This is a genomic window from Neorhizobium sp. PAMB6630 (assembly GCF_058242775.1).
The window spans coordinates 2,506,778-2,527,762 of sequence record NZ_CM177836.1 but is presented as its reverse complement, the minus strand read 5'-3'; the positions used below and the strand labels follow the sequence as shown (position 1 = coordinate 2,527,762).

Here is a 20,985-nt window from a genome sequence, read left to right as displayed (position 1 = left end):
GAAGATCAAGGGGCTGGATTGGCCGTTATGCCGATCCTTTTCATCACGCAATCGTATTTATGTATTCATGCCGCTGTGAGAAATATTCTCATTTTTATACTGATGTTAAACTTTCGGTAGGGTTAACAAAGTGCCTGTGGCTGCGAAGCAACATCCAGATTCAGCCATCGCGCTGCCGCAATCAATTCACAATTCGGTACTTTCATTTCCTCAATTGCCCACCAAATTCATCCTCAACGAGCAGGGAGCAATGGCGCTGTCATTGAGTGAAAAGGCGCCTCCCGGCCGGCATCGAAAAGGAGAAAAAGTATGCGTACTCTCATTGCGACCCTGATGGTTTCTGCTGCAAGCCTGGCTGCCGTATCGGCACATGCTGCTGACGCTGTCACGCAGATCCCGGAAGCCCCGGCTGCCTATGACGCCCCGGCTGCTGTCAGCAACTGGTCCGGCTTCTACCTCGGCGGCACCGGCTCCTACGACTGGGGCAAGGTCAAGGGCGGCTCCGGCGAGCCGAGCGCTGACGGCTGGGGCGGTGGCGTCTACGGCGGTTACAACTGGCAGAGCGGCCAGATCGTTTACGGTGCTGAAGCCGACCTCGGTTACAACGACCAGAAGGGCACATCGAACGGCATCACCGGCGAAGAAAAGCTGAACGGCTCGGTTCGCGCCCGCCTCGGTTATGACTTCAACCCCTTCATGATCTACGGCACGGGCGGTGTGGCCATTGCAGACCATAAGGTCTCCAGCGCTGCCGGTTCCGACAACAACACCTCGGTCGGCTACACGGTCGGCGCCGGTGTCGAAACCATGGTGACCAAGAACATCACCGCACGCGTCGAATACCGTTACACTGACTACCAGGACAAGGATTACAACCTGGGTGGCACCAACGTATCGCGCGGCTTCGACGACCAGTCGGTCAAGCTCGGCATCGGCGTGAAGTTCTGATCCTTCGATCTTGCGATCGGAAAAAGGGCCGGGGGGAAACCTCCGGCCTTTTTCATGTCCGGCTGCCGCCATCGATGCTGCCCGCGTCAGGCAGCGGTCTTCATGCGCTCGTTAATCAATCGCGAAAACGCGCGTGGCCAAGCCGCAAGCTGCGGGCGCCCGACATCCCATCGTCCGACATAGCGCACGTGCAGATAGGCGATGAGGGCTGCCAGCGCGAAATGGCCGCCGTTTAGCTTCTTGTCGGTTCTCGGCACGTGGCATTCCAGAAAATCGAGGCCCCGCGCCACCTTGATCCAGTGCCGGTCGAGCCAGGGCTGATAAACCTTCTCTTCCGGGCGGAACCGCTGCTCATAGGTGATCAGCATCAGGCTTTCGGTAATGCCGTCGCAAAGCGCCTCCAGCATGTCGGCCTCTGCCCGTTTCATCGGATTGCGCGGATAAAGCTGCCCCTCCGTCAGCCGATCAAAGAAATGCATGATGGCGACACTATCGCAGAGCGGCAGTTCGCCATCGCGGATCAGCATGGGAAACCTGCCAAGCGGATTGCTTCCGATGAGTTCCGGCGGCGGCGCGGAAACGGCTGCATTCACTTCCGCAACTGCAATCCTCAAATGGCGGGCTGCCATCAGACATTTTGCCGACAATGGCGAAGAAGGGGTGTAGAGAAGACGCACGACACGATCCTGGCAATTGTTGTTCTGCCTTCTCTTATATACTGCGTATGCCAAGGCGAATACAGTGTTTTTAAATAAACCACAGTTTTACTTGTGGAGTTCCGTGATTATTTGAATTTGTTGTGCAGTGCGGAATATTTATTAAGATATATGCGGATGTTTCGGAATAATACTTGCGTCAAGGATGGCTGCGTCGCGTGTATCAAGATCCGACAGAGGCGGGCCGATCTTCTGCCGCAACTGAGGCTTTTTGTGCCATTTGGGTTGCGCGCGGTTGTGCAGCTCCCGTTGGGGAGGTGCTTTGTGCAGGTGTGAAAGGCAATGTCGCGCACTGCCTTTCCCCTGAGGATGTCGACATCGGGAGATATGGGGGCACCGGGAAAACGTGGGCACCCCTTGAGAGACGCGGTGCGCCTCTTATGCGACAGACTTCATGCTGTCGTAATCAGCAAACAGCTTTGCAAATTTCTGCGGCCAGGCCGCAAGCTGGGGCCGGCCGTCTGCCCATTGTCCGGCAAAACGCAGGTCGAGATAACCGATGAGGGCCGCAAGGGCGAAATGGCCGCCGTTCAGCTTCTTTTCCGTCTTCGGCAGGTTGTTTTCGAGATAATCCAGTCCGCGCAGCACCTTTGACCACTGCTTGTCGATCCAGGGCTGGTGAACAATCTCGGCCGGCCGGGCGCGGCGCTCATAGACGATGGCAAGCAGGCAATCGGTGATGCCGTCGCAGAGCGCTTCCAGCACTTCCGCGTCGGTGCGCTTCTCGTCCTTCGCCGGATAGAGTTTCCCCTCCGAGACACGGTCAAGGTAGTGCATGATCGCGACGCTGTCATAGATCGGGCTTTCGCCGTCGCGGATCAGCACCGGGATCTTGCCGAGCGGGTTGTTGTCGAGAAGGTCGGCAGGCTCGGCGCCGGTATCGGTCTTCACCTCCTCAAGCGTGATGCCGAGATGGCGGGCAGCCATGCGGCATTTGGCCGAATAGGGGGAGGCGGGGGAGTAGAGCAGTTTCATCGGGTGTGTTCCTGTGGGGGCTTAAAGTCAGCGTGCCGGTGGCACGGTGATCCGTTTGAGCGTGCAGGCCTTGGCGTCCACTTCCGGGCAGGTGCGGAAGGAAAGGTCCTTGGCAAGGCAGATGCGCACTTCTTCAAGCCGGCTGCCCTCGCAGGCAACGGCAATACCCTCCGGGCGAAGCTCCGGATTGGCGGCGATGAAGCTCTGTTCAATCGTTTCTGCCGAAAAGGTCTTTGCACTGTCGGCGGCCAGAATGTCGGCGGGAAGCTTGATACGCTCGAAGGCGGCGCGGGTGGTGTCGAGATAGGCTTTCTGGGAGAGGCCGGAGCAGGAACCGTGCTTGCGCCATTCATGACCGATCAGGCCCATTGACGGCATGATGTCGAAATAGGCGCGGCCCAGCTCTTCCGGCACGCGGCGCGGTTCGGTGGTGGCGCAGGTTTCCGGATACCCCTTTTCGTTCTGCGGCCAGAGGCCATGCACGATGAAGGCAAACTTCTTGTCCGGCCCGCATTGTTCCTTGCTGTTCTTGCCCTTGGACGAACCACAGAACGTCGGCGACCAGGACAGCGACAACACGTAAAAGTCAAAGCCGGATGGGCGATCCTGCGCATGTGCAACAGGGGCTGCTGCAAGCGGAAGCGCCGTCAGCAGAGCGGAAACGAGACGGCGGATCATGGATAAGCCTCCCCAGAGATGCCGGCACCATGTCCCAGGCCGGGCCACCCGGTCAAGTCACCCAGTCAAGTCACCCGGTCAGGTCTCTTCGGCTGCCTCTTCGCCGCGCAGCCAGAAGGCGCGCTGCGAGGCGTAGCGATCCTGCGCCAGCACGTCCTTCAGTGTCGGCAGAATCGTGTGCAGATCGGCCTTCAGCGTGAAGGGCGGGTTGACGATGACGAGGCCGGAACCGGAGAGACCTGTGCCATCGCGGTCGCTTTTCACCGCAAGTTCCGTACACAGCATCTTTGGAATTTCCAGTGCCTGCAGATCCTCGTGGAAGCGGCGGATCGGTGCGCCCTTCTTCAAGGGATACCACAGGCAATAGGTGCCGCCGGGAAAACGGCGATAGGCGGTCGCAAGCCCGTTCACCAGCCGGTCATATTCGCCGTCGATCTCGAAGGGCGGATCGACCAGCACGATGCCGCGTTTTTCCTTCGGCGGCAGGTGGGCGCCGAGCGACAGCCAGCCATCCAGTTCGGTGACCCGTACCTGATAATCGCCCTCGAACAAGCGCGACAGCCGGCCGTAATCGTCGGGGTGCAGTTCCATCGCCGCCAGCCGGTCCTGCGGGCGAAACAGCATGCGCGCCAGTTTCGGCGAGCCGGGATAACGGGAGATGTCGCCGGTTGGATTGAGTTCGCGCACGGCGTCGAGATAGGGAGACAGAACGGCGGCGACCGGTGCCGGCAGGTCTGCCGCCATCAGGCGGCCGATGCCATCACGCCATTCGCCGGTCTTCTGGGCTTCTTCCGATGACAGATCGTAGAGCCCGATGCCGGCATGGGTATCGAGCACGCGGAAGGCCTTGTCCTTCTTCTGCATGTGGCGCACCAGAAGGCACAACACCGCGTGTTTGAGGACATCGGCAAAATTGCCGGCGTGATAGATATGCCGATAGTTCATGAGAAAGCCTGCTGGGTCGCGTCAATAGAATTGATGCATCGCAAAATGCGCTTTTGGCGACGCTTGTCCTGTCCTATAGGAAAGGCATGAACGTGACGACCCCGATCTCCGCCAAATCTGCCATTGGTCATACGGTGTGCCCGCATGACTGTCCCTCCGCCTGTGCGCTCGATATCGATCTGACGCCCGATGGCCGCATCGGCCGGGTGAGGGGCGCGAACGCCAACAGCTATACGGCGGGCGTCATCTGCGCCAAGGTCGCCCGTTATGCCGAGCGCCTCTACCATCCCGGCCGCCTGATGACACCCAAGCGCCGCATCGGCGCAAAGGGCGCAGGCGTCTGGCAAGAGGTGACGTGGGACGACGCGCTCGACGAGATCGCCGACGCCTTCGTCAAGGCGGAAGCTGCCCATGGGGCAGAGGCCATCTGGCCCTATTTCTACGCCGGCACGATGGGGCAGGTGCAGCGCGATTCCATCGAGCGGCTGCGCCACGCCAAGCACTATTCCGGTTTCTTCGGCTCGATCTGCACCAATATGGCCTGGACCGGTTATGTGATGGGAACCGGGGCGCTTCGCGGTCCCGATCCCAGAGAAATGGCCAAATCCGATTGCGTCGTCATCTGGGGCACCAACCCCGTGGCCACCCAGGTCAATGTGATGACCCACGCGATCAAGGCCCGCAAAGAACGCGGCGCAAAGATCGTCGTGGTCGATGTCTATGACAGCCCGACGATGAAGCAGGCGGACATCAGAATCGTGCTGAAGCCCGGCACGGATGCAGCGCTTGCCTGCGCGCTCATGCATATCGCCTTCCGCGACGGTTATGCCGACCGCGCCTATATGCAAAAATTTGCCGACGATCCGGCAGGGCTTGAAGCGCATCTGGAAACCCGGACGCCGCACTGGGCCTCGGCCATAACAGGGCTTTCGGTGGAAGAGATCGAGGCGTTCGGCCGGCTGGTCGGCGTAACGAAAAAGACCTTCTTCCGCCTCGGCTACGGCTTTACCCGCCAGCGCAACGGCAGCGTTGCCATGCATGCGGCGCTGTCTCTCGCCACCGTTCTCGGCTCCTGGCAATATGAAGGCGGCGGCGCCTTTCATAACAATGGCGAAATCTTCAAGCTCGACAAACGCGAGCTGATGGGCACGTCCTACATGGACCCGGATGTGCGCATGCTCGACCAGTCGCAGATCGGCCGCGTGCTGACCGGTGATGCGGTGGCGCTTCGCGATCGCGGCCCGGTGACGGCGCTTCTCATCCAGAACACCAACCCGATGAATATTGCCCCGGAACAACGGCTGGTGCGCGAGGGCTTTGCCCGGCCGGACCTGTTTTCCGCCGTCCACGAGCATTTCATGACCGAAACGGCCGAGATGGCCGATATCGTGCTGCCCGCCACCATGTTCGTCGAACATGACGATCTCTACCGCGCCGGCGGCCAGAACCACATTCTTCTCGGCCCGAAACTGGTCGAGCCGCCGGAGACGGTGCGCACCAATCTCTTTGTCATCGAGGAACTGGCAAAGCGCCTTGGTGTGTCGGATTATCCGGGCTTTGGACTGAGCGAGCGGGAGCATATCGACCGCATGCTGCTGCCGAACGGTTATCCGGGTTATGACCAGCTTCTTGTCGACAAGTGGATCGACTGTCAGCCGGCCTTCGAGGATGCGCATTATCTCAACGGCTTTGGTTATGCGGACGGAAAGTTCCGCTTCCGGCCCGACTGGGAAAATGGCCCCTCTCCGAACAAGACGCCGGCAAGTCTCGGGGCGCTTGGCCCCTACGACCAGCTTCCGCCGTTCCCCGACCAGGTGGACGTGATCGAGGTGGCAAACGAGGCGTATCCGTTCCGCCTTGCCACCTCGCCGGCGCGCAACTTCCTGAACTCCACCTTTGCCGAGACAAAAACCTCGCGCGACAAGGAAGGACGGCCGGAGGTGATGGTGCATCCCGACGATGCCGCCTCGCTTCTGATTGAAGATGGCGACATCGTGCGCATCGGCAATCCCCGCGGTTCCCTGCGGCTCCATGCGAAGGTGACATCAGGCGCCCGGCGTGGCGTTCTGGTGGCCGAGGGGCTATGGCCGAACAAGGCGCATCTCGACGGCGAGGGCATCAATATTCTGACCGGTGCCGATCCGGTGGCCCCCTATGGTGGAGCTGCGGTGCATGACAATCGCGTCTGGCTTTCAAAGGACACTGCATGACCAATGAGAATAAGGTGAAGATCGAGATCGTCGAGAAGAAGCTTCTTTCCGACAACTGGTATCTTCTGAACAAGGTCACCTTCGATTACACCGATGCCAAGGGCCGCACTCACCGGCTTGATCGCGAGGTCTATGATCGCGGCAATGGCGCCACCATCCTGCTTTATGATCCAAGGCGCGATGTGGTGGTGCTGGTGCGCCAGTTCCGCATGCCCGCCTTCCTCAACGGCCATTCCGGCTGGATGATCGAGACGCCGGCCGGCCTTCTCGATGGCGACCAGCCGGAAGAGGCGATCCGCCGCGAGGCGATCGAGGAAACCGGCTATCAGGTGCGTGACGTTAAATTCCTGTTCAAGTGCTTCATGTCGCCAGGTGCCGTCACGGAACTCGTGCATTTTTTTGCAGCCGCCATCGATACCAGCGACCGGGTTGCCGAAGGTGGTGGCCTGGATGACGAGAACGAGGATATCGAAGTGATGGAAGTGCCGGTCTCGCAGGCGCTTTCGATGATCGAGAGCGGCGAGATCTGCGATGGCAAGACCATCATGCTCATCCACTGGCTGATGCTGAACCGCCAGATGTTTGCCTGAATCGGGCACGGTACGGAAAACCCCAGTTGCCAGCGGTCCACCATCAGCTTGATGACAAAGCTGTCTTCCAGCGCGGCGTCATCCTCGGCCTTGTGCCGAGGATCTACGAGGACCCAATAAAAGCAAAACGTTGTAGATGCTCGGGACAAGCCCGAGCATGACGGAAGAAGGGTCACGGCCCTTTGTCAGCGGTCTGGCAGCTCGCCTTGAGGTGGGCCGCTTCCGTTTGGCATCGGGGTTGCTCTTCACCTCGATATACGTTATATGAAATTATATAATGTATATCGAGGACGCCGCCATGAAGACCATTGTCGTCAACCCACGCTTCAGCGTTTCCGACCAGCCGGCGCTGGCGGAGATTGCAGACCTTGGCGCAAACGGCACCCGTTGCCTGATCAACCTGCGGCCGGATACGGAGGAGGGCGCGCCCGGCAGCAAGGCGGAAAAGCGGGCGGCCGAGGATTCAGGCCTCAACTACCGCTTCATTCCCGTGACCGTTGCCGATCTGACCGAAGCTGATGTCGATGCCTTTCGCACAGCCCTTGCAAAGAGCGAGGGGCCGGTGCTTGCCCATTGCAAAAGCGGCATGCGGGCGCTTCTCCTTTATGTTCTGGTCGAGGTGATCGACGGGCGCATGGCGCTGGAGGAGGTTACAGCCTTTGGTGAGGCACACGGTTTCGACCTGTCGCCTGCCGTCAACTGGCTGCAAAACCGCGCCGGCAAGAGCCCCCGGGTCAAGGCCTTCTTCGATCCGCGCACCTGGAGCGTCCAGTATGTCGTCTCCGATCCCGCGACCCGCCGCTGCGCCATCATCGATCCGGTTCTCGATTATGACGAAAAATCCGGCCAGACCTCGACCGAAAACGCCGACCGTATCCTGGCCTATATTGCCGCCGAAGGGCTGACGGTGGAGTGGATCCTCGACACGCATCCGCATGCCGATCATTTTTCCGCAGCCTTTTACCTGAAGCAAAAGACCGGCGCGCCGTCTGCCATCGGCGATCATGTGATCGAGGTGCAAAAGCTCTGGAAGGGTTTTTACAACTGGCCTTCTCTCGCCACGGATGGCTCGCAATGGGATCGGCTGTTTGGCGACGGTGAAACCTTTTCCATCGGCACGCTGTCGGCGCGGGTCCTGTTTTCGCCCGGCCACACGCTCGCCTCCATCACCTATGTCATCGGCGATGCCGCCTTCATCCACGATACGATCTTTATGCCCGACAGTGGCACGGCCCGCGCCGATTTTCCGGGCGGCAGTGCAGAGGCGCTGTTTGCCTCGATTTCTGCTATCCTCTCGCTGCCGGATGAGACGCGGCTGTTTACCGGCCATGACTACCAGCCGGGCGGGCGCCATCTGCGTTATGAAAGCACGGTTGCCCGGCAAAAGGCGCAGAACCCGCATCTGGCCGGCATCGACAAGGCTGCCTTCGTGGCGCTGCGGGATGCACGCGACCGCACCTTGCCCATGCCCAAGCTTATCCTGCATGCACTGCAGGTCAATGTGCGCGGCGGGCGTCTGCCGGAACCGGAGGACAACGGCCGGCGCTACCTCAAGATCCCGCTCAATACACTGGAAGGGGCCGCATGGTGATGGATTTCTCAACCCTGAAGGCCATGTCCGGCATGACGCCGCAGGCCATGGAGGCGCGCGCCACGGAAGTGGCCGGCCATCTGAAGGTGCTCGCCCATCCGGCGCGCCTGATGCTGGTCTGCACCCTGATCGAGGGGGAACACGCGGTTGGTCGGCTGGAGGAAAAGCTCGATCTGCACCAGCCGACACTTTCCCAGCAGCTGACCGTGCTGCGCGAAGCCGGCATTGTGGAAACCCGCAGGGAAGGAAAGCAGGTGTTCTACCGCCTGACAGAGGCAAAGACGGCGCAGCTGATCGCTGCCCTCTTCACCATCTTCTGCGCCGAGGAGATTGCGCCATGACCGCCTATCTTGCTTCCCTGTTCGGTGGCCTGCTGATCGGATTGTCTGCCATTTCCTATCTGATCCTGACCGGTCGTATCGCCGGCATCAGCGGCATTTTGGGCCGACTGGCCGGCGGGCATTCGGTTCTCGTCAACGGTGCCTTTGTCGTTGGCCTGATGGCCGGGCCTTTGATTTATGCGTTGGTGTTTGGCGCGCTCCCGCAGGTGACGCTCGTCGCCTCCACGCCGCTTCTCATCGTTGCGGGACTGCTGGTCGGCATCGGCTCACGCATGGGCTCCGGCTGCACCAGCGGCCATGGCGTTTTGGGCCTTGCCCGGCTCTCGCAACGGTCGATGGTGGCCGTCGCCACCTTCCTTGCAAGCGGTATCGCAACCGTCACCCTGTTGAGGATCATCGGATGAGCATCGATTTTCGCCAACCTCTCGCCGCCCTTGGCTGCGGCGCCCTTTTCGCCTTCGGGCTTTCGCTGTCGGGCATGCTCGATCCGGCCCGCGTCCAGGGTTTTCTCGATCTTTTCGGTGCCTGGGATCCAAGCCTTGCCTTCGTGCTCGGCGGTGCCGTTTCTGTGGCCATGGCTGGCATGGTTCTGGTGCGGCGTATGGCCCGCCCGGTGCTCTCAGACAGCTTTCATATCCCGACGAACCGGACGATCGACCGGCCGCTGGTTCTCGGCTCGGCCATCTTCGGCATTGGCTGGGGGCTTGGCGGTCTCTGCCCGGGGCCGGCGCTTGCAGCACTTTCTCTCGGCCTCATGCCGGTTGCCGTCTTCGTTCTCTCCATGGTCGCCGGCATGGTCATCCATGACCGTCTTTTGGCGGGACGCGTGTAATGTCGGATATGCTGGTGGCCGCCATCGGCTCGGGCAGTCTTGTCGGTTTCACGCTCGGGCTTCTCGGCGGTGGAGGCTCGATCCTTGCCACGCCGCTCCTGCTTTACGTCGTGGGTGTCACTTCGCCGCATGTGGCAATCGGCACCGGCGCGCTGGCGGTTGCCGTCAACGCGGCTGCCAATTTTTTGAACCATGCCATGAAGGGCCATGTCCGCTGGCGCTGCGGGCTGATATTTTCAGTGTTCGGCGTGGCGGGCGCCTTTGGCGGCTCGACGCTTGGCAAGGCCATAGACGGCTCAAAGCTTCTGCTTCTGTTCGGCTTGGTCATGATCGTCGTCGGCGTGGTGATGCTGCGCAAGCGCGCTGTCGCGGTGGATACCGTTGTGCGCAAGGATGATCTTGCCACCTGCGCGCTGACGGCGGTCGTGGCCGTCGCAACCGGGGCAGCCTCCGGCTTCTTCGGCATCGGCGGCGGCTTTCTGATTGTTCCGGCGCTGATGTTTGCAACGGGCATGCCGATGATCGATGCCATTGGCACATCGCTGATGGCGGTAACGGCGTTCGGCCTTGCAACGGCCGGCAACTACGCGCTCTCGGGGCTGGTTGATTGGCCGCTGGCCGGCGAATTCATTCTGGGCGGCGTCATCGGGGGTGTCATCGGTACAATCGCGTCGACCTGGCTCTGCACCTACAAAAACGTGCTGAACCGAATCTTTGCCGGCGTCATCTTTGTTGTTGCCGCCTATGTGATCTATCGCAGCCTTGGATCGCTTGGCGCCTGAGGTTTTCTCAGGCGCTGATCAGGCTTGCGCCGGCATCCACTACGGCGCCGTCGCGCCGGACGCTGCCATCCGCCAGCATCTGCACGCGGCCCTCCGCCACAAGCTTCAGCGCCAGCGGATACGTGCGGTGTTCGACGGCAAGCAGCCGGGCCGCCAGCGTCTCGGCAGTGTCGTCCGGCAAGATCGGCACCACGGACTGGGCAATGACCGGACCTTCGTCCATGCCTTCGGTAACGAAATGCACCGTGCAGCCGGTCACCAGCATGCCGGCATCGAGCGCCCGCTGATGCGTGTGCAGGCCGGGAAACAGCGGCAGCAGCGACGGGTGGATGTTGAGGATCCGCCCGGCATAGGGCCGGATGAAATCAGCGGACAGAAGCCGCATATAACCGGCAAGGCAGACGAGATCCGGCTGAAGTGCTGCAAGTGCTGCGAGAATGGCTGCTTCATGCGCCGCCTTGTCGGCAAAATCGCGCCGCTCGAAGGCAAAGGTTTTTATGCCGCGCGCCTCGGCCTTCGAAAGACCGCCGGCGGTTTTTTTGTCGGAGATGACGCCGACGATTTCGGCTGGAAAATCCGCAGCCGTCATCGCCTCCGCCAGCGCCAGCATGTTGGAGCCGCCGCCGGATATCAGAACGACGACGCGCTTACGGACCGGGCTCATAGGGAAAGCGTGCCCTTGTAGATCGTGCCGGCTGCGCCTTCCGTGCGCGCCACCATGCGCCCGAGCGGCACAACGATCTCGCCTTCGGCGTTCAGAACCTCGGTCACGGCAGCCGCATGTTCCGGCGAAACAACGGCGATCATGCCGACGCCGCAGTTGAAGGTGCGCAGCATTTCATGCGCCTCGACGCCCCCGGTTTTGGCAAGCCATGAAAAGACCGGCGGCACGGGAATGCTGTCGAGATCAATTTCGGCCGCCAGATGATCCGGCAGGACACGCGGAATATTGTCGGGAAAACCGCCGCCGGTGATATGGGCGAGCGCTTTGAGCGCACCCGTCTCGCGGATCGCCTTCAAGAGCGGCTTCACATAGATGCGGGTCGGCGTCAGCAGCGCTTCGCCGAGCGTCTTGCCCTCGATGAACGGTGCCGGCGCATCCCAGCCAAGGCCCGAAAGCTCGACGATCTTGCGCACCAGCGAATAACCGTTGGAATGTACGCCCGAGGAGGCAAGGCCGAGAATGAGGTCGCCGGCCTGCAGGTCACCGGTCGGCAGAAGCTGGCCGCGTTCCGCAGCACCGACGGCAAAACCCGCCAGATCGTAATCGCCATCGCGGTACATGCCGGGCATTTCGGCGGTCTCGCCACCGATCAGCGCGCAGCCGGCCTGGCGGCAGCCATCGGCAATGCCCAGCACGATGGCGGCACCCTGTTCCGGGTTCAGCTTGCCGGTTGCGAAATAATCGAGGAAGAACAGCGGTTCGGCACCCTGGACGACCAGATCGTTGACGCACATGGCGACAAGATCGATGCCCACGGTGTCGTGGCGGTCGGCGTCGATGGCGATCTTCAGCTTGGTGCCGACGCCGTCATTGGCGGCCACCAGAACCGGATCGGTAAAACCTGCAGCCTTCAGGTCGAACAACCCGCCAAAACCGCCGATTTCGCCATCGGCGCCGGGGCGGCGCGTCGAGCGCACGGCCGGCTTGATCTTTTCCACCATCAGGTTTCCGGCATCGATATCGACGCCCGCATCGCTGTAGGTGAGACCGTTTTTGCCTGCTTCGCTCATCGCCTGTCTCCGCTCGTGCCCGGCAGGTTCTTAAAGGCAGCGCTCGCGGGTGCGACAAGAACCTGCGCCAATAAACAAAGGCATTCCGCCTCCGGAAGCCAGGCGCGCAAACGCCGGCCGGTCGCGGGATCTGCCCGGAAGCGGTCGCCATTGCACGGCACGCGGCCAGATGCAAGCGTCTGGCCGGGGAAACCCCTGTTTTCCAAGGTGTCCAATCGTGATTGCCACGCGGGGTCGCAACCGCCTTGACCTTGCCTTGGGCACCGTCCTATCCCACTTCCTACTGAACTGACGCAAAGGGACGGATGCAATGGCCTATCATATCAGTGGTGCGAGCCTGCGACGTTACGTGCTTTTCTGGGTTTTCGCGCTCGTCGCTTTCATCATCTTCCTGCTGGCCTTCCGCACCATTCTTCTGCCCTTCGTGGCGGGCATGGCGCTCGCCTATTTCCTCGATCCGGTGGCCGACTGGCTGGAGCGGCGGGGCCTCAGTCGCCTCATGGCAACCGTTGTCATCCTCATCAGCTTCGTTTTGATGTTCACCGTGGCGCTGATGGTGCTGATCCCGCTGATCATCAGCCAGTTCAACCAGTTCGCCCAGAGCCTGCCGCAATATGTGACGCAGCTGCAGCAACTGATCGCAAGCCCCGAAAACTCCTTCCTGCCCAAGTGGATGGTGACGCAGATCGAAGCGGCGAAGGAAAATTTTTCAAGCCTGATGACCGAAGGCGCCGGATTTCTCGGCAGCCTGCTCAACCAGATCTGGAATTCCGGCAAGACCATTGTCGATGTCATCTCGCTACTCGTCGTCACGCCCGTCGTTGCCTTCTACATCCTGCTCGACTGGGACCGTATGGTGTCCAAGGTCGACAGCTGGATCCCGCGCGACCAGGTGGCAACCGTGCGCCAGCTGGCGCATGAGATGGATCAGGCGGTCTCCGGCTTTATTCGAGGCCAAGGGTCGCTCTGCCTGATCCTCGGTATTTTTTATGCGGTCGGCCTGTCGCTGGTCGGGCTCAATTTCGGCCTGCTCATCGGTTTCGTCGCCGGCATGATCTCATTCATTCCCTATATCGGTTCGCTGGTCGGGCTGGTTCTGTCGGTCGGCGTGGCGCTGATGCAGTTCTGGCCGGACTATGGCTGGGTAATCGCCACCATGTGTGTGTTTTTCCTCGGCCAGTTCATCGAAGGCAATATCCTGCAGCCGAAACTTGTCGGCTCCAGCGTCGGCCTGCATCCGGTCTGGCTGATGTTTGCGCTTCTGGCTTTTGGTGCCATGTTCGGTTTCGTCGGTCTGTTGATCGCCGTTCCGGCGGCGGCCGTCGTCGGCGTGCTTGTCCGGTTCGCCATCTCGCGGTATCTTCAGAGCGACATCTATTTCGGCCATTCCTCCGAACTGCCCTGGGACGACAAGCGCAGTGTGGAGGCAAAGGTTCTGAGTGAGCGTGACGAGCCCCCGAAAATCTCATGACTGAAACGCTTGAAAAACTGAAGCGTCAGCGCGCGGAGCAATTGCCGCTGGCGCTGACCCATGATGCTGCCACCGGTCGCGATGACCTGTTGATTGCAGCACCGCTCAGTGCTGCCGTCGCCATCATCGATGCCTGGCCGCACTGGCCCTCGCCAGTCGTTATCCTGACGGGACCGGCCGGCAGCGGAAAATCGCATCTGGCCAGCATCTGGCGGGAAAAGACGGGTGCGGTTGCCATCCATCCGCAAAATGGTGCCGATGCGGCAATGCAGGCGGCCGCCGGCCCGGTGCTGTTTGAAGATGCCGACCGGCGCGGCTTTGACGAGAACGAGTTGTTCCACGTCATCAACAGCGTCAAGGAAAACCGCACCAGTCTGTTGATGACGGCGCGGCTCTGGCCGATGTCCTGGTCCGTCAGCCTGCCGGACCTGCGCTCGCGTCTGAAAGCGGCAACCGTCGTTGAAATCGGCGAGCCGGACGAGGACCTGCTCGGGCAGGTGATCATCAAACTGTTTGCCGACCGTCAGCTCAATATCGACGACCGGATCGTTGCCTATATCGTCCAGCGCATGGAACGCTCGATGGAGGCAGCGCAAGGGGTGGTCGATCGTCTTGATCGGTTGGCGCTGGCGCGCGGCACGCGCATCACGCGCACGCTTGCAGCCGAAGTGATGGAAAGCCTCGCCAGAAACGAGGGCGATGATTGACTGTCATTGTTTCGTCGTTGAAAAGTTATAGGGGCCATGCAGTTGCCGGCCACGCCGCAGCCCGGCTCAACAGGGGGTATTGATGGACCAGATTTCCGAAACGCAGCCGACAGAGTCCGCAGCTGACACCGTCGACCTGCTGAACAGCCCCGAGCGGTTCATCAATCGCGAATTTTCCTGGTTGCAGTTCAATCGCCGCGTTCTCGAGGAAACGCTCAACACCGCCCACCCGCTGCTCGAGCGCGTGCGCTTCCTGTCCATTTCCGCCGCCAACCTCGATGAATTTTTCATGGTTCGCGTCGCAGGCCTCGAGGGCCAGGTGCGCCAGGGCATCGTCGTGCGCAGCCATGATGGCAAGACGCCGGCCGAGCAGCTGGAAGACATCCTGAAGGAAATCGACAACCTGCAGATGGAGCAGCAGGCGTCGCTCGCCGTTCTCCAGCAGTACATGGCCAAGGAAGACATTCTCATCGTGCGCCCGGCAGCGCTGTCCGAAGAGGACCGCAACTGGCTGGCCACGGATTTCGAGGACGATATCTTCCCGGTGCTGACGCCGCTCTCCATCGATCCGGCGCATCCGTTTCCGTTCATTCCCAATCTTGGCTTCACCATGGGCCTGCAGCTCGACAGCAAGAGCGGTCGCGAGCCGATGACCGGCCTTCTGCGCATGCCCACGGCGCTTGATCGCTTCATCCGCCTGCCCGACGAAGGCCAGACCATCCGCTACATTACGCTGGAAGATGTGGTCTCGATGTTCATCGACCGGCTTTTCCCCGGTTACGAGGTCAAGGGCGCCGGCACGTTCCGAATCATTCGCGACAGCGATCTGGAAGTCGAGGAAGAGGCGGAAGATCTCGTGCGCTTCTTCGAGACGGCGCTGAAGCGCCGCCGTCGCGGCAAGGTCATCCGCATCGAGACCGATTCGGAAATGCCGGCATCGCTGCGCCAGTTCGTGGTGCAGGAACTGGGCGTGCCGGACAATCGCGTCGCCGTCCTGCCGGGGCTTCTTGCGCTCAACACGCTGTCTGAAATCACCAAGGCGCCGCGCGATGACCTGCGCTTTGAGCCCTACAATGCGCGATTTCCCGAGCGCGTCCGCGAACACGCCGGAGATTGCCTCGCCGCCATCCGCGAAAAGGACATGGTGGTCCATCATCCGTACGAAAGTTTCGACGTGGTGGTGCAGTTCCTGATCCAGGCCGCCCGCGACCCGGATGTGCTCGCCATCAAGCAGACGCTCTACCGCACCTCCAATGACAGCCCGATCGTGCGTGCGCTGATCGATGCGGCCGAAATGGGCAAGTCGGTGACGGCGCTGGTGGAGCTGAAGGCGCGCTTCGACGAGGAAGCCAATATCCGTTGGGCGCGCGATCTGGAACGCGCGGGCGTGCAAGTGGTGTTCGGTTTCATCGAACTCAAGACCCATGCCAAGATGTCGATGGTCGTGCGCCGTGAAGACGGCAAGCTGCGCACCTATTGCCACCTCGGCACCGGCAATTACCACCCAGTCACCGCCAAGATCTATACTGACCTGTCCTTCTTCACCTGCAATCCGAAGATTGCCCATGACATGTCGAACATCTTCAACTTCATCACCGGTTATGGCGAGCCGGCCGAAAGCATGAAGCTTGCCGTTTCGCCTTATACGCTGCGCCCGCGCATCCTTCGCCACATCGAGGAAGAGATCGTGCATGCGCAGGAGGGGCGTCCGGCGCAGATCTGGATGAAGATGAACTCGCTGGTCGATCCGGAGATCATCGATGCGCTCTACCGGGCAAGCCGCGCCGGCGTTGATGTGGATCTCGTCATCCGCGGCATCTGCTGCCTTCGCCCGCAGGTGCCGGGGCTTTCCGACAATATCCGGGTCAAATCCATTGTCGGGCGTTTCCTCGAGCACAGCCGTATCTTCTGCTTCGGCAATGGCCAGGGCCTGCCGTCGGAAAACGCGCTCGTCTATATCGGCTCGGCCGACATGATGCCGCGTAATCTCGATCGGCGCGTCGAAACGCTGGTACCGCTGATCAACCCGACTGTGCATGAGCAGGTGCTGTCGCAGATCATGCTGGGCAACCTGATTGACAACCAGCAGAGCTACGAGATATTGGCCGATGGAACGTCGCGCCGTATGGAAGTCCGAAAGGGCGAGGAACCTTTCAACGCGCAACACTATTTTATGACCAATCCCAGCCTTTCGGGGCGTGGGGAAGCCCTGAAGTCAAGTGCGCCGAAGCTCATTGCCGGCGTCATGTCCGGACGCAAGAAATAGTGATGCATGGTACGATCTGAAGCTCAGGGGCGTCTCCCCGGAAGCGCTCCTGTTTCCGTTGTCGACATCGGTTCCAACTCGGTCCGTCTGGTCGTTTACGAAGACCTGTCGCGCGCGCCTGCCGTTCTGTTCAACGAAAAGGTTCTGTGCGGTCTCGGCAAGGGGCTCGGCTCCAACGGGCGCATGGACGAGGAGGCGGTGGCGCGCGCGCTGCATGCTCTCCATCGGTTTCGTGCGCTGTCGGATCAGGCGCGGGCCACGCGGATCTTCGTGCTGGCAACCGCTGCTGCCCGCGAGGCCAGCAATGGTGCGGCCTTCATCGCCGAGGCGCAATCCATTCTCGGCCAGCCCGTGCAGGTTCTCTCCGGCGAGGAAGAGGCTTATTATTCGGCGCTCGGCGTCATCAGCGGCTTCAACGGCGTCGATGGTATTGCCGGTGATCTCGGCGGCGGCTCGCTCGAACTGATTGACGTCAAGGGCCGCGAATGCGGCAAGGGCATCACGCTGCCGCTCGGTGGGCTTCGCCTTTCGGAAACATCCGGCGGTTCGCTTACCAAGGCGCGCACGCTGGCGCGCGCCCAGCTGAAGGATGCAAAGCTTCTTTCGCGCGGCGAGGGGCGCATCTTTTATGCCGTCGGCGGCACGTGGCGCAACATTGCCAAGCTGCACATGGAAATGACGCAGTATCCCTTGCACATGATGCAGGGTTATGAGCTGCCGCTGGCCGACATGCAGAATTTCCTCGAACTGGTGCTGACCGCCAGGGACAGCAAGGACGGTGCCTGGCAGTCGGTGTCCAAGAACCGCCGGGCGCTTCTGCCCTTCGGCGCGATTGCCATGCAGGAAGTGCTGTCCGCCATGAAGCCCTCCCGCGTGGTATTTTCCGCGCAAGGGGTGCGCGAAGGTTATCTCTACGCGCAGCTGCCGGATGACGAACAGCAGCTGGATCCGCTGCTGGTGGCGGCAGACCAGCTGGCGATCCTGCGTGCCCGCTCGCCCGAACATGCCCGCGAGCTTGCCGACTGGACCGGACGCATGGTCGCCCATTTCGGCATCGAGGAAACCGAAGAAGAAACCCGCTATCGCCAGGCGGCCTGCCTTCTCGCCGATATCAGCTGGCGCGCACATCCCGATTACCGGGGCCTGCAGGCGCTGAACCTGATTGCCCATTCCTCGCTTGCCGGCATCACGCATCCCGGCCGCGCGTATCTGGCGCTCGCCAATTATTACCGTTTCGAAGGCCTGCACGACGATGGCGCCACCGGCCCGCTGTCGCAGATCTCCACGCCGCGGCTGCTCAGCCTTGCAAAACTGCTCGGCGGCCTGCTGCGCGTCGTTTATCTCTTCTCGGCCTCGATGCCCGGCATCGTTGACCATCTGTCGTTCCGTCGGTCGAGCAATCCGGATCTCGATCTCGAATTTGTCGTGCCGCACGAGCATGCCGATTTTGCCGGCGAGCGGCTGGATGGCCGGTTGCAACAACTGTCGAAGCTGACCGGCAAGCGGCTGGCCTTCGTCTTCGAATAGGACGCCGACCCGATCACGAGGCGCGGGGCAGGTCCGCGCCTGTTTCGGCGGCTGCGACACGCCGCAGGGCGAAAACGCCGACCGGCTCGTCGCGCCCTTTGACTATGTGTTCCCCTTGCGGCTCTGCCACCACATCCGGCGGCAAGACCAGCCGCTGAAGAAGATCAGCCGACACCAGATGCGGTTGCTTCAGCGTCTTGCAGAGGCTCTCGATGCGGGAGGTCGTGTTCACGACATCGCCGAAATAGGTGATCTTGTGGTGGAAGACGCCAATCTCTGCCGTCACGACAGAGCCGCCATGCAGCGCTGCCGACAGTTGCGGAACAAGGCCGTACTTCTCCAGCCACCAGTCGCGGTCACGGTCGATCTCGTCGAGCATGTCGTAGAGGCAGCGCACGCAACGGGCATCTTCCACACCCTCCTTCATCGCCCAGGTAACAATGGCGCAGTCGCCGACATAATCGTCAATTTCGCCCTGGTGGTGCCGGACATGCTGGGCAAGGGCTGCAAACACCGCGCCGAGGAAGGCTTGCGCCTTGAGGTCGCCGAACTGGCGGGCATAGGCGCTCGAGCCCACGACGTCGAGAAACAGGAATACTCGCTCCTCCTCGACCGGGTGCCGGTAACGGCCGGTCAGCAGGCTCAGAAACACACGGCGCCCCAGCAATTGGCGGATGCGCAGGACGGTAATGCCGAAGAAGAACATGACCAGAGTGTAAAGAAACGCCGGCGGGCGAATGAGAAGCACATCCTTCCAGCCGGCGTCGAGCAGCCCAAGTGTCTTCATCAACGCGCCGGTCAAGGCAAAGCCGCTGCCGGACAGGATGAAAAAGAGGCCAAGGCTGGAGAGGATGTAAGCGGGAGTGGCCAGTCGCCGCACACGTTCCAGCAGTCGCGGCATCAGCAGTCCGCTTTCGAAGGCAATGAGCGGAAGGCTGCAGGCCAGTGCATAGATGGAGCCGATATAGAGCGGGCCCCGCGCTTCAAACAGCAGGATGTAGATGACGCCCGTACAGGCGATGATGGCGATCAGCAGTGTCCAACGCAGGACCCGAAACAACGGCCTCCCGCGCACGCTTGTTTTGACAGGTTCGCGCATGAGCCTCCCGTGGCACGGTCTCCCTCGGGCGGGATCCCACTGTGAGGTCGACGCCGGTCACGCCACGATAAGGGACCGGCGGGTTTGCGCAAGTGCAGAAATGGGCGCCGGCAGGCGGCGCCCATTGTCAGTCTTTCCAGAGGCTTACTTGGCCGTCAGAAACGTGCCGACGTCGAGCAGCACGAATTCGTTGTCGTCGGCTTTGTCCAGCGCGCGGCCGGCCGAGAAGGGCAGGTTGTTGTCATTGCCGACGATGATGTGGCTGGCATCCACCACATCGACATTCTCGATCGTCACGAAGGGCATCGTGTAGACACCGTTCTCGCTGCCCTGCATGGCCTTCTTGTCGGGATCGGCGATGTTCATGAGGTCGATATACCCGATCTTGCGGGCGGCCTTTCCGACGTTTTCGTTCGACATCTCGATCTTGTAGATACGCTTGTGCTTGGCCGGTGCATCAAAGCAGGTCGGTTCCGGCTTTTTCGGGTCGGCGCAAGCTTTAGCGGCAGAGCCGGCGCCATTGTCACGCTCGATGACGAGGGCCGTGGTGGCGTCCACCATGTTGAAATCGCCGATGGCAACGCCGCCTTCGCTCAGCGGATAAAGCCAGCTGCGGCCGGTCCAGGCCTTGGAGGCGGCATCCAGCTCGATGACGCGCAGTGCCGTCTGGCCGTCGGTCTTTTCCACTGAACCGTCTTCGAGGAACAGCGGGCCTTCCAGCAGGCCGTAAAGCTTGGCGCCGTCCTTCGACATCGCAAGACCTTCAAAGCCGCCGGAGCGCTTCAGGTTGAATACCGGCATTTTTGCCGCGGGGTTAGCCGGCAGGCTGACCAGCGCATTGTCGGGCGAGGTGACCGGCTTGCCGTCAACCACGGTTGCAATGACATCGGTCAGCCGGCCCTCGATGTCGAATTTCAGCACGTAGGGGCCGAATTCTTCGCCGACAAAAAAGCCATCTGCCACCGGCTGGATCGATTCGACGTCGAAATCGGCGCCGGTGAGATAACGCTTGTCAGCGCCTTCCATGGCAATGGGGAAGGGGGCCTTCTTGTCCGGGTCTGAGAGGAACACGGTGCCGAGACGTTCCACCTTGCCGGCGGCCCAGTCGATCTTGATGTGATGCAGCATCAGCATGGTGTCGCTCGAATTATTCTTCGAGCCGAAACCGTTGTCCGACAGCGTCCAGAACGTGCCGTCCGCCATCGTCTTGATGCCGGAAAAACCCTGCAGCGGCTGGCCATCGAAGGGCAGCGACAGACCGGTCAGGCGTGCGCCGTCCTTGCCGGGAATGCTGGCGAGTTTTTCGGTGCGCTTGCGGTCGGCGGTGGTGAACTTGCCGGAGGTCTTGAGCGTTGCCGGAGCATCGGCCGGTGCGGCAATCATCGTGTTGGCCGGCAGCACGGCCTGCGAGACGAGCTTGGCCGGAAAGGCCTTTTCTTCGGCGTGGGACTGTACCGCCAAAACGGCAACCAGTGCGACGGAGGCAAGGAGAGTTCGGATCATGGAACACCTGTGCATGAGAGAAGAGAACAATCTCCTCCTACGTGCAGCAGATGACGCCACCATCACGCCA

Annotated in this window: 20 protein-coding genes; 12 read left to right on the top strand and 8 right to left on the bottom strand. The window is 61.2% G+C overall.

Going from position 1 to position 20,985, the window contains the following annotated elements; genetic code table 11:
* The first annotated feature begins 309 nt into the window (after window positions 1-309).
* Window positions 310-948 carry an outer membrane protein gene (locus tag AC4CWF_RS12065; RefSeq protein ID WP_491281898.1) on the top strand — a complete coding sequence of 213 codons (639 nt, stop codon included), beginning with the start codon at window positions 310-312 and terminating at the stop codon, window positions 946-948.
* A gap of 86 nt (window positions 949-1,034) precedes the next feature.
* Here AC4CWF_RS12065 and AC4CWF_RS12060 read toward each other — a convergent pair whose 3' ends face one another.
* The 4 genes from AC4CWF_RS12060 to AC4CWF_RS12045 form a co-directional block, all read right to left on the bottom strand.
* Window positions 1,035-1,625 (bottom strand): glutathione S-transferase family protein, encoded by a 591-nt coding sequence (locus tag AC4CWF_RS12060; RefSeq protein ID WP_491281897.1) that lies wholly within the window; start codon window positions 1,623-1,625, stop codon window positions 1,035-1,037.
* 417 nt (window positions 1,626-2,042) lie between these two features.
* On the bottom strand, window positions 2,043-2,639 hold the full coding sequence (locus AC4CWF_RS12055; protein WP_491281896.1) for a glutathione S-transferase: 597 nt from the start codon (window positions 2,637-2,639) through the stop codon (window positions 2,043-2,045).
* A gap of 27 nt (window positions 2,640-2,666) precedes the next feature.
* A complete protein-coding gene (locus tag AC4CWF_RS12050) occupies window positions 2,667-3,317 on the bottom strand; it encodes a ribonuclease T2 family protein (RefSeq protein WP_491281895.1) in 651 nt (216 codons plus the stop codon).
* Window positions 3,318-3,395: 78 nt separating this feature from the next.
* Entirely contained in the window at window positions 3,396-4,262 is an 867-nt protein-coding gene (locus AC4CWF_RS12045; RefSeq protein ID WP_491281894.1) for a 23S rRNA (adenine(2030)-N(6))-methyltransferase RlmJ, read from the bottom strand.
* Between the two features lie 86 nt (window positions 4,263-4,348).
* Between AC4CWF_RS12045 and AC4CWF_RS12040 the strand changes: the two genes are divergently transcribed.
* The 7 genes from AC4CWF_RS12040 (at window position 4,349) to AC4CWF_RS12010 (ending at window position 10,608) form a co-directional block, all read left to right on the top strand.
* Complete coding sequence (locus AC4CWF_RS12040; RefSeq protein WP_491281893.1) at window positions 4,349-6,472, top strand: molybdopterin-containing oxidoreductase family protein; 2,124 nt, start codon at window positions 4,349-4,351, stop codon at window positions 6,470-6,472.
* On the top strand, window positions 6,469-7,062 hold the full coding sequence (gene nudK, locus AC4CWF_RS12035) for a GDP-mannose pyrophosphatase NudK (RefSeq protein WP_491281892.1): 594 nt from the start codon (window positions 6,469-6,471) through the stop codon (window positions 7,060-7,062). Before AC4CWF_RS12040 ends, nudK begins: the two co-directional genes overlap by 4 nt.
* Window positions 7,063-7,360: 298 nt before the next feature.
* Window positions 7,361-8,653, top strand: coding sequence for a bifunctional sulfur transferase/dioxygenase Blh (gene blh, locus AC4CWF_RS12030; RefSeq protein ID WP_491285376.1), 1,293 nt, complete (start codon window positions 7,361-7,363; stop codon window positions 8,651-8,653).
* Complete coding sequence (gene bigR, locus AC4CWF_RS12025; protein WP_491281891.1) at window positions 8,647-8,994, top strand: sulfite-sensing transcriptional repressor BigR; 348 nt, start codon at window positions 8,647-8,649, stop codon at window positions 8,992-8,994. The genes blh and bigR overlap by 7 nt, the downstream gene beginning before the upstream one ends.
* On the top strand, window positions 8,991-9,398 hold the full coding sequence (locus tag AC4CWF_RS12020; protein WP_491281890.1) for a YeeE/YedE family protein: 408 nt from the start codon (window positions 8,991-8,993) through the stop codon (window positions 9,396-9,398). The genes bigR and AC4CWF_RS12020 overlap by 4 nt, the downstream gene beginning before the upstream one ends.
* Complete coding sequence (locus AC4CWF_RS12015) at window positions 9,395-9,826, top strand: DUF6691 family protein (protein WP_491281889.1); 432 nt, start codon at window positions 9,395-9,397, stop codon at window positions 9,824-9,826. The genes AC4CWF_RS12020 and AC4CWF_RS12015 overlap by 4 nt, the downstream gene beginning before the upstream one ends.
* Complete coding sequence (locus tag AC4CWF_RS12010) at window positions 9,826-10,608, top strand: sulfite exporter TauE/SafE family protein (protein WP_491281888.1); 783 nt, start codon at window positions 9,826-9,828, stop codon at window positions 10,606-10,608. Before AC4CWF_RS12015 ends, AC4CWF_RS12010 begins: the two co-directional genes overlap by 1 nt.
* 7 nt (window positions 10,609-10,615) lie before the next feature.
* Here AC4CWF_RS12010 and purN read toward each other — a convergent pair whose 3' ends face one another.
* On the bottom strand, window positions 10,616-11,272 hold the full coding sequence (gene purN, locus AC4CWF_RS12005) for a phosphoribosylglycinamide formyltransferase (RefSeq protein WP_491281887.1): 657 nt from the start codon (window positions 11,270-11,272) through the stop codon (window positions 10,616-10,618).
* On the bottom strand, window positions 11,269-12,342 hold the full coding sequence (gene purM, locus AC4CWF_RS12000; RefSeq protein WP_491281886.1) for a phosphoribosylformylglycinamidine cyclo-ligase: 1,074 nt from the start codon (window positions 12,340-12,342) through the stop codon (window positions 11,269-11,271). Before purM ends, purN begins: the two co-directional genes overlap by 4 nt.
* Window positions 12,343-12,652: 310 nt before the next feature.
* On the opposite strand from purM, the gene AC4CWF_RS11995 reads away from it, so the two are divergent.
* The 4 genes from AC4CWF_RS11995 to ppx all read left to right on the top strand — a co-directional run bounded on the left by AC4CWF_RS11995 (window position 12,653) and on the right by ppx (window position 18,313).
* Complete coding sequence (locus tag AC4CWF_RS11995) at window positions 12,653-13,813, top strand: AI-2E family transporter (protein ID WP_491281885.1); 1,161 nt, start codon at window positions 12,653-12,655, stop codon at window positions 13,811-13,813.
* The gene (gene hdaA / locus AC4CWF_RS11990; RefSeq protein WP_491281884.1) at window positions 13,810-14,520 is read left to right on the top strand and encodes a DnaA regulatory inactivator HdaA; all 711 of its coding nucleotides are present in this window, start codon (window positions 13,810-13,812) and stop codon (window positions 14,518-14,520) included. Before AC4CWF_RS11995 ends, hdaA begins: the two co-directional genes overlap by 4 nt.
* 82 nt (window positions 14,521-14,602) lie before the next feature.
* Window positions 14,603-16,786: an RNA degradosome polyphosphate kinase gene (locus AC4CWF_RS11985; protein WP_491281883.1), complete on the top strand. Its 2,184-nt coding sequence runs from the start codon at window positions 14,603-14,605 to the stop codon at window positions 16,784-16,786.
* Window positions 16,787-16,792: 6 nt separating this feature from the next.
* Window positions 16,793-18,313, top strand: a complete 1,521-nt coding sequence (gene ppx / locus AC4CWF_RS11980; RefSeq protein WP_491281882.1) for an exopolyphosphatase — start codon at window positions 16,793-16,795, stop codon at window positions 18,311-18,313.
* A 13-nt stretch (window positions 18,314-18,326) separates the two neighbouring features.
* Here ppx and AC4CWF_RS11975 read toward each other — a convergent pair whose 3' ends face one another.
* Window positions 18,327-19,412 carry an adenylate/guanylate cyclase domain-containing protein gene (locus tag AC4CWF_RS11975; protein WP_491281881.1) on the bottom strand — a complete coding sequence of 362 codons (1,086 nt, stop codon included), beginning with the start codon at window positions 19,410-19,412 and terminating at the stop codon, window positions 18,327-18,329.
* A 144-nt stretch (window positions 19,413-19,556) separates the two neighbouring features.
* Entirely contained in the window at window positions 19,557-20,915 is a 1,359-nt protein-coding gene (locus tag AC4CWF_RS11970; RefSeq protein WP_491281880.1) for an esterase-like activity of phytase family protein, read from the bottom strand.
* Between the last annotated feature and the right edge of the window lie 70 nt (window positions 20,916-20,985).

Coding starts and splice junctions, on each gene's coding strand:
- purN (WP_491281887.1), bottom strand. CDS start 11,272: ATGAGCCCGGTCCGTAAGCGCGTCGTCGTTCTGATATCCGGCGGCGGC.
- purM (WP_491281886.1), bottom strand. CDS start 12,342: ATGAGCGAAGCAGGCAAAAACGGTCTCACCTACAGCGATGCGGGCGTC.
- AC4CWF_RS11975 (WP_491281881.1), bottom strand. CDS start 19,412: ATGCGCGAACCTGTCAAAACAAGCGTGCGCGGGAGGCCGTTGTTTCGG.
- ppx (WP_491281882.1), top strand. CDS start 16,793: ATGGTACGATCTGAAGCTCAGGGGCGTCTCCCCGGAAGCGCTCCTGTT.
- AC4CWF_RS12055 (WP_491281896.1), bottom strand. CDS start 2,639: ATGAAACTGCTCTACTCCCCCGCCTCCCCCTATTCGGCCAAATGCCGC.
- AC4CWF_RS11970 (WP_491281880.1), bottom strand. CDS start 20,915: ATGATCCGAACTCTCCTTGCCTCCGTCGCACTGGTTGCCGTTTTGGCG.
- AC4CWF_RS12015 (WP_491281889.1), top strand. CDS start 9,395: ATGAGCATCGATTTTCGCCAACCTCTCGCCGCCCTTGGCTGCGGCGCC.
- AC4CWF_RS12010 (WP_491281888.1), top strand. CDS start 9,826: ATGTCGGATATGCTGGTGGCCGCCATCGGCTCGGGCAGTCTTGTCGGT.
- AC4CWF_RS12040 (WP_491281893.1), top strand. CDS start 4,349: ATGAACGTGACGACCCCGATCTCCGCCAAATCTGCCATTGGTCATACG.
- AC4CWF_RS12065 (WP_491281898.1), top strand. CDS start 310: ATGCGTACTCTCATTGCGACCCTGATGGTTTCTGCTGCAAGCCTGGCT.
- AC4CWF_RS11985 (WP_491281883.1), top strand. CDS start 14,603: ATGGACCAGATTTCCGAAACGCAGCCGACAGAGTCCGCAGCTGACACC.
- AC4CWF_RS12045 (WP_491281894.1), bottom strand. CDS start 4,262: ATGAACTATCGGCATATCTATCACGCCGGCAATTTTGCCGATGTCCTC.
- AC4CWF_RS12050 (WP_491281895.1), bottom strand. CDS start 3,317: ATGATCCGCCGTCTCGTTTCCGCTCTGCTGACGGCGCTTCCGCTTGCA.
- nudK (WP_491281892.1), top strand. CDS start 6,469: ATGACCAATGAGAATAAGGTGAAGATCGAGATCGTCGAGAAGAAGCTT.
- hdaA (WP_491281884.1), top strand. CDS start 13,810: ATGACTGAAACGCTTGAAAAACTGAAGCGTCAGCGCGCGGAGCAATTG.
- AC4CWF_RS11995 (WP_491281885.1), top strand. CDS start 12,653: ATGGCCTATCATATCAGTGGTGCGAGCCTGCGACGTTACGTGCTTTTC.
- bigR (WP_491281891.1), top strand. CDS start 8,647: ATGGTGATGGATTTCTCAACCCTGAAGGCCATGTCCGGCATGACGCCG.
- AC4CWF_RS12020 (WP_491281890.1), top strand. CDS start 8,991: ATGACCGCCTATCTTGCTTCCCTGTTCGGTGGCCTGCTGATCGGATTG.
- blh (WP_491285376.1), top strand. CDS start 7,361: ATGAAGACCATTGTCGTCAACCCACGCTTCAGCGTTTCCGACCAGCCG.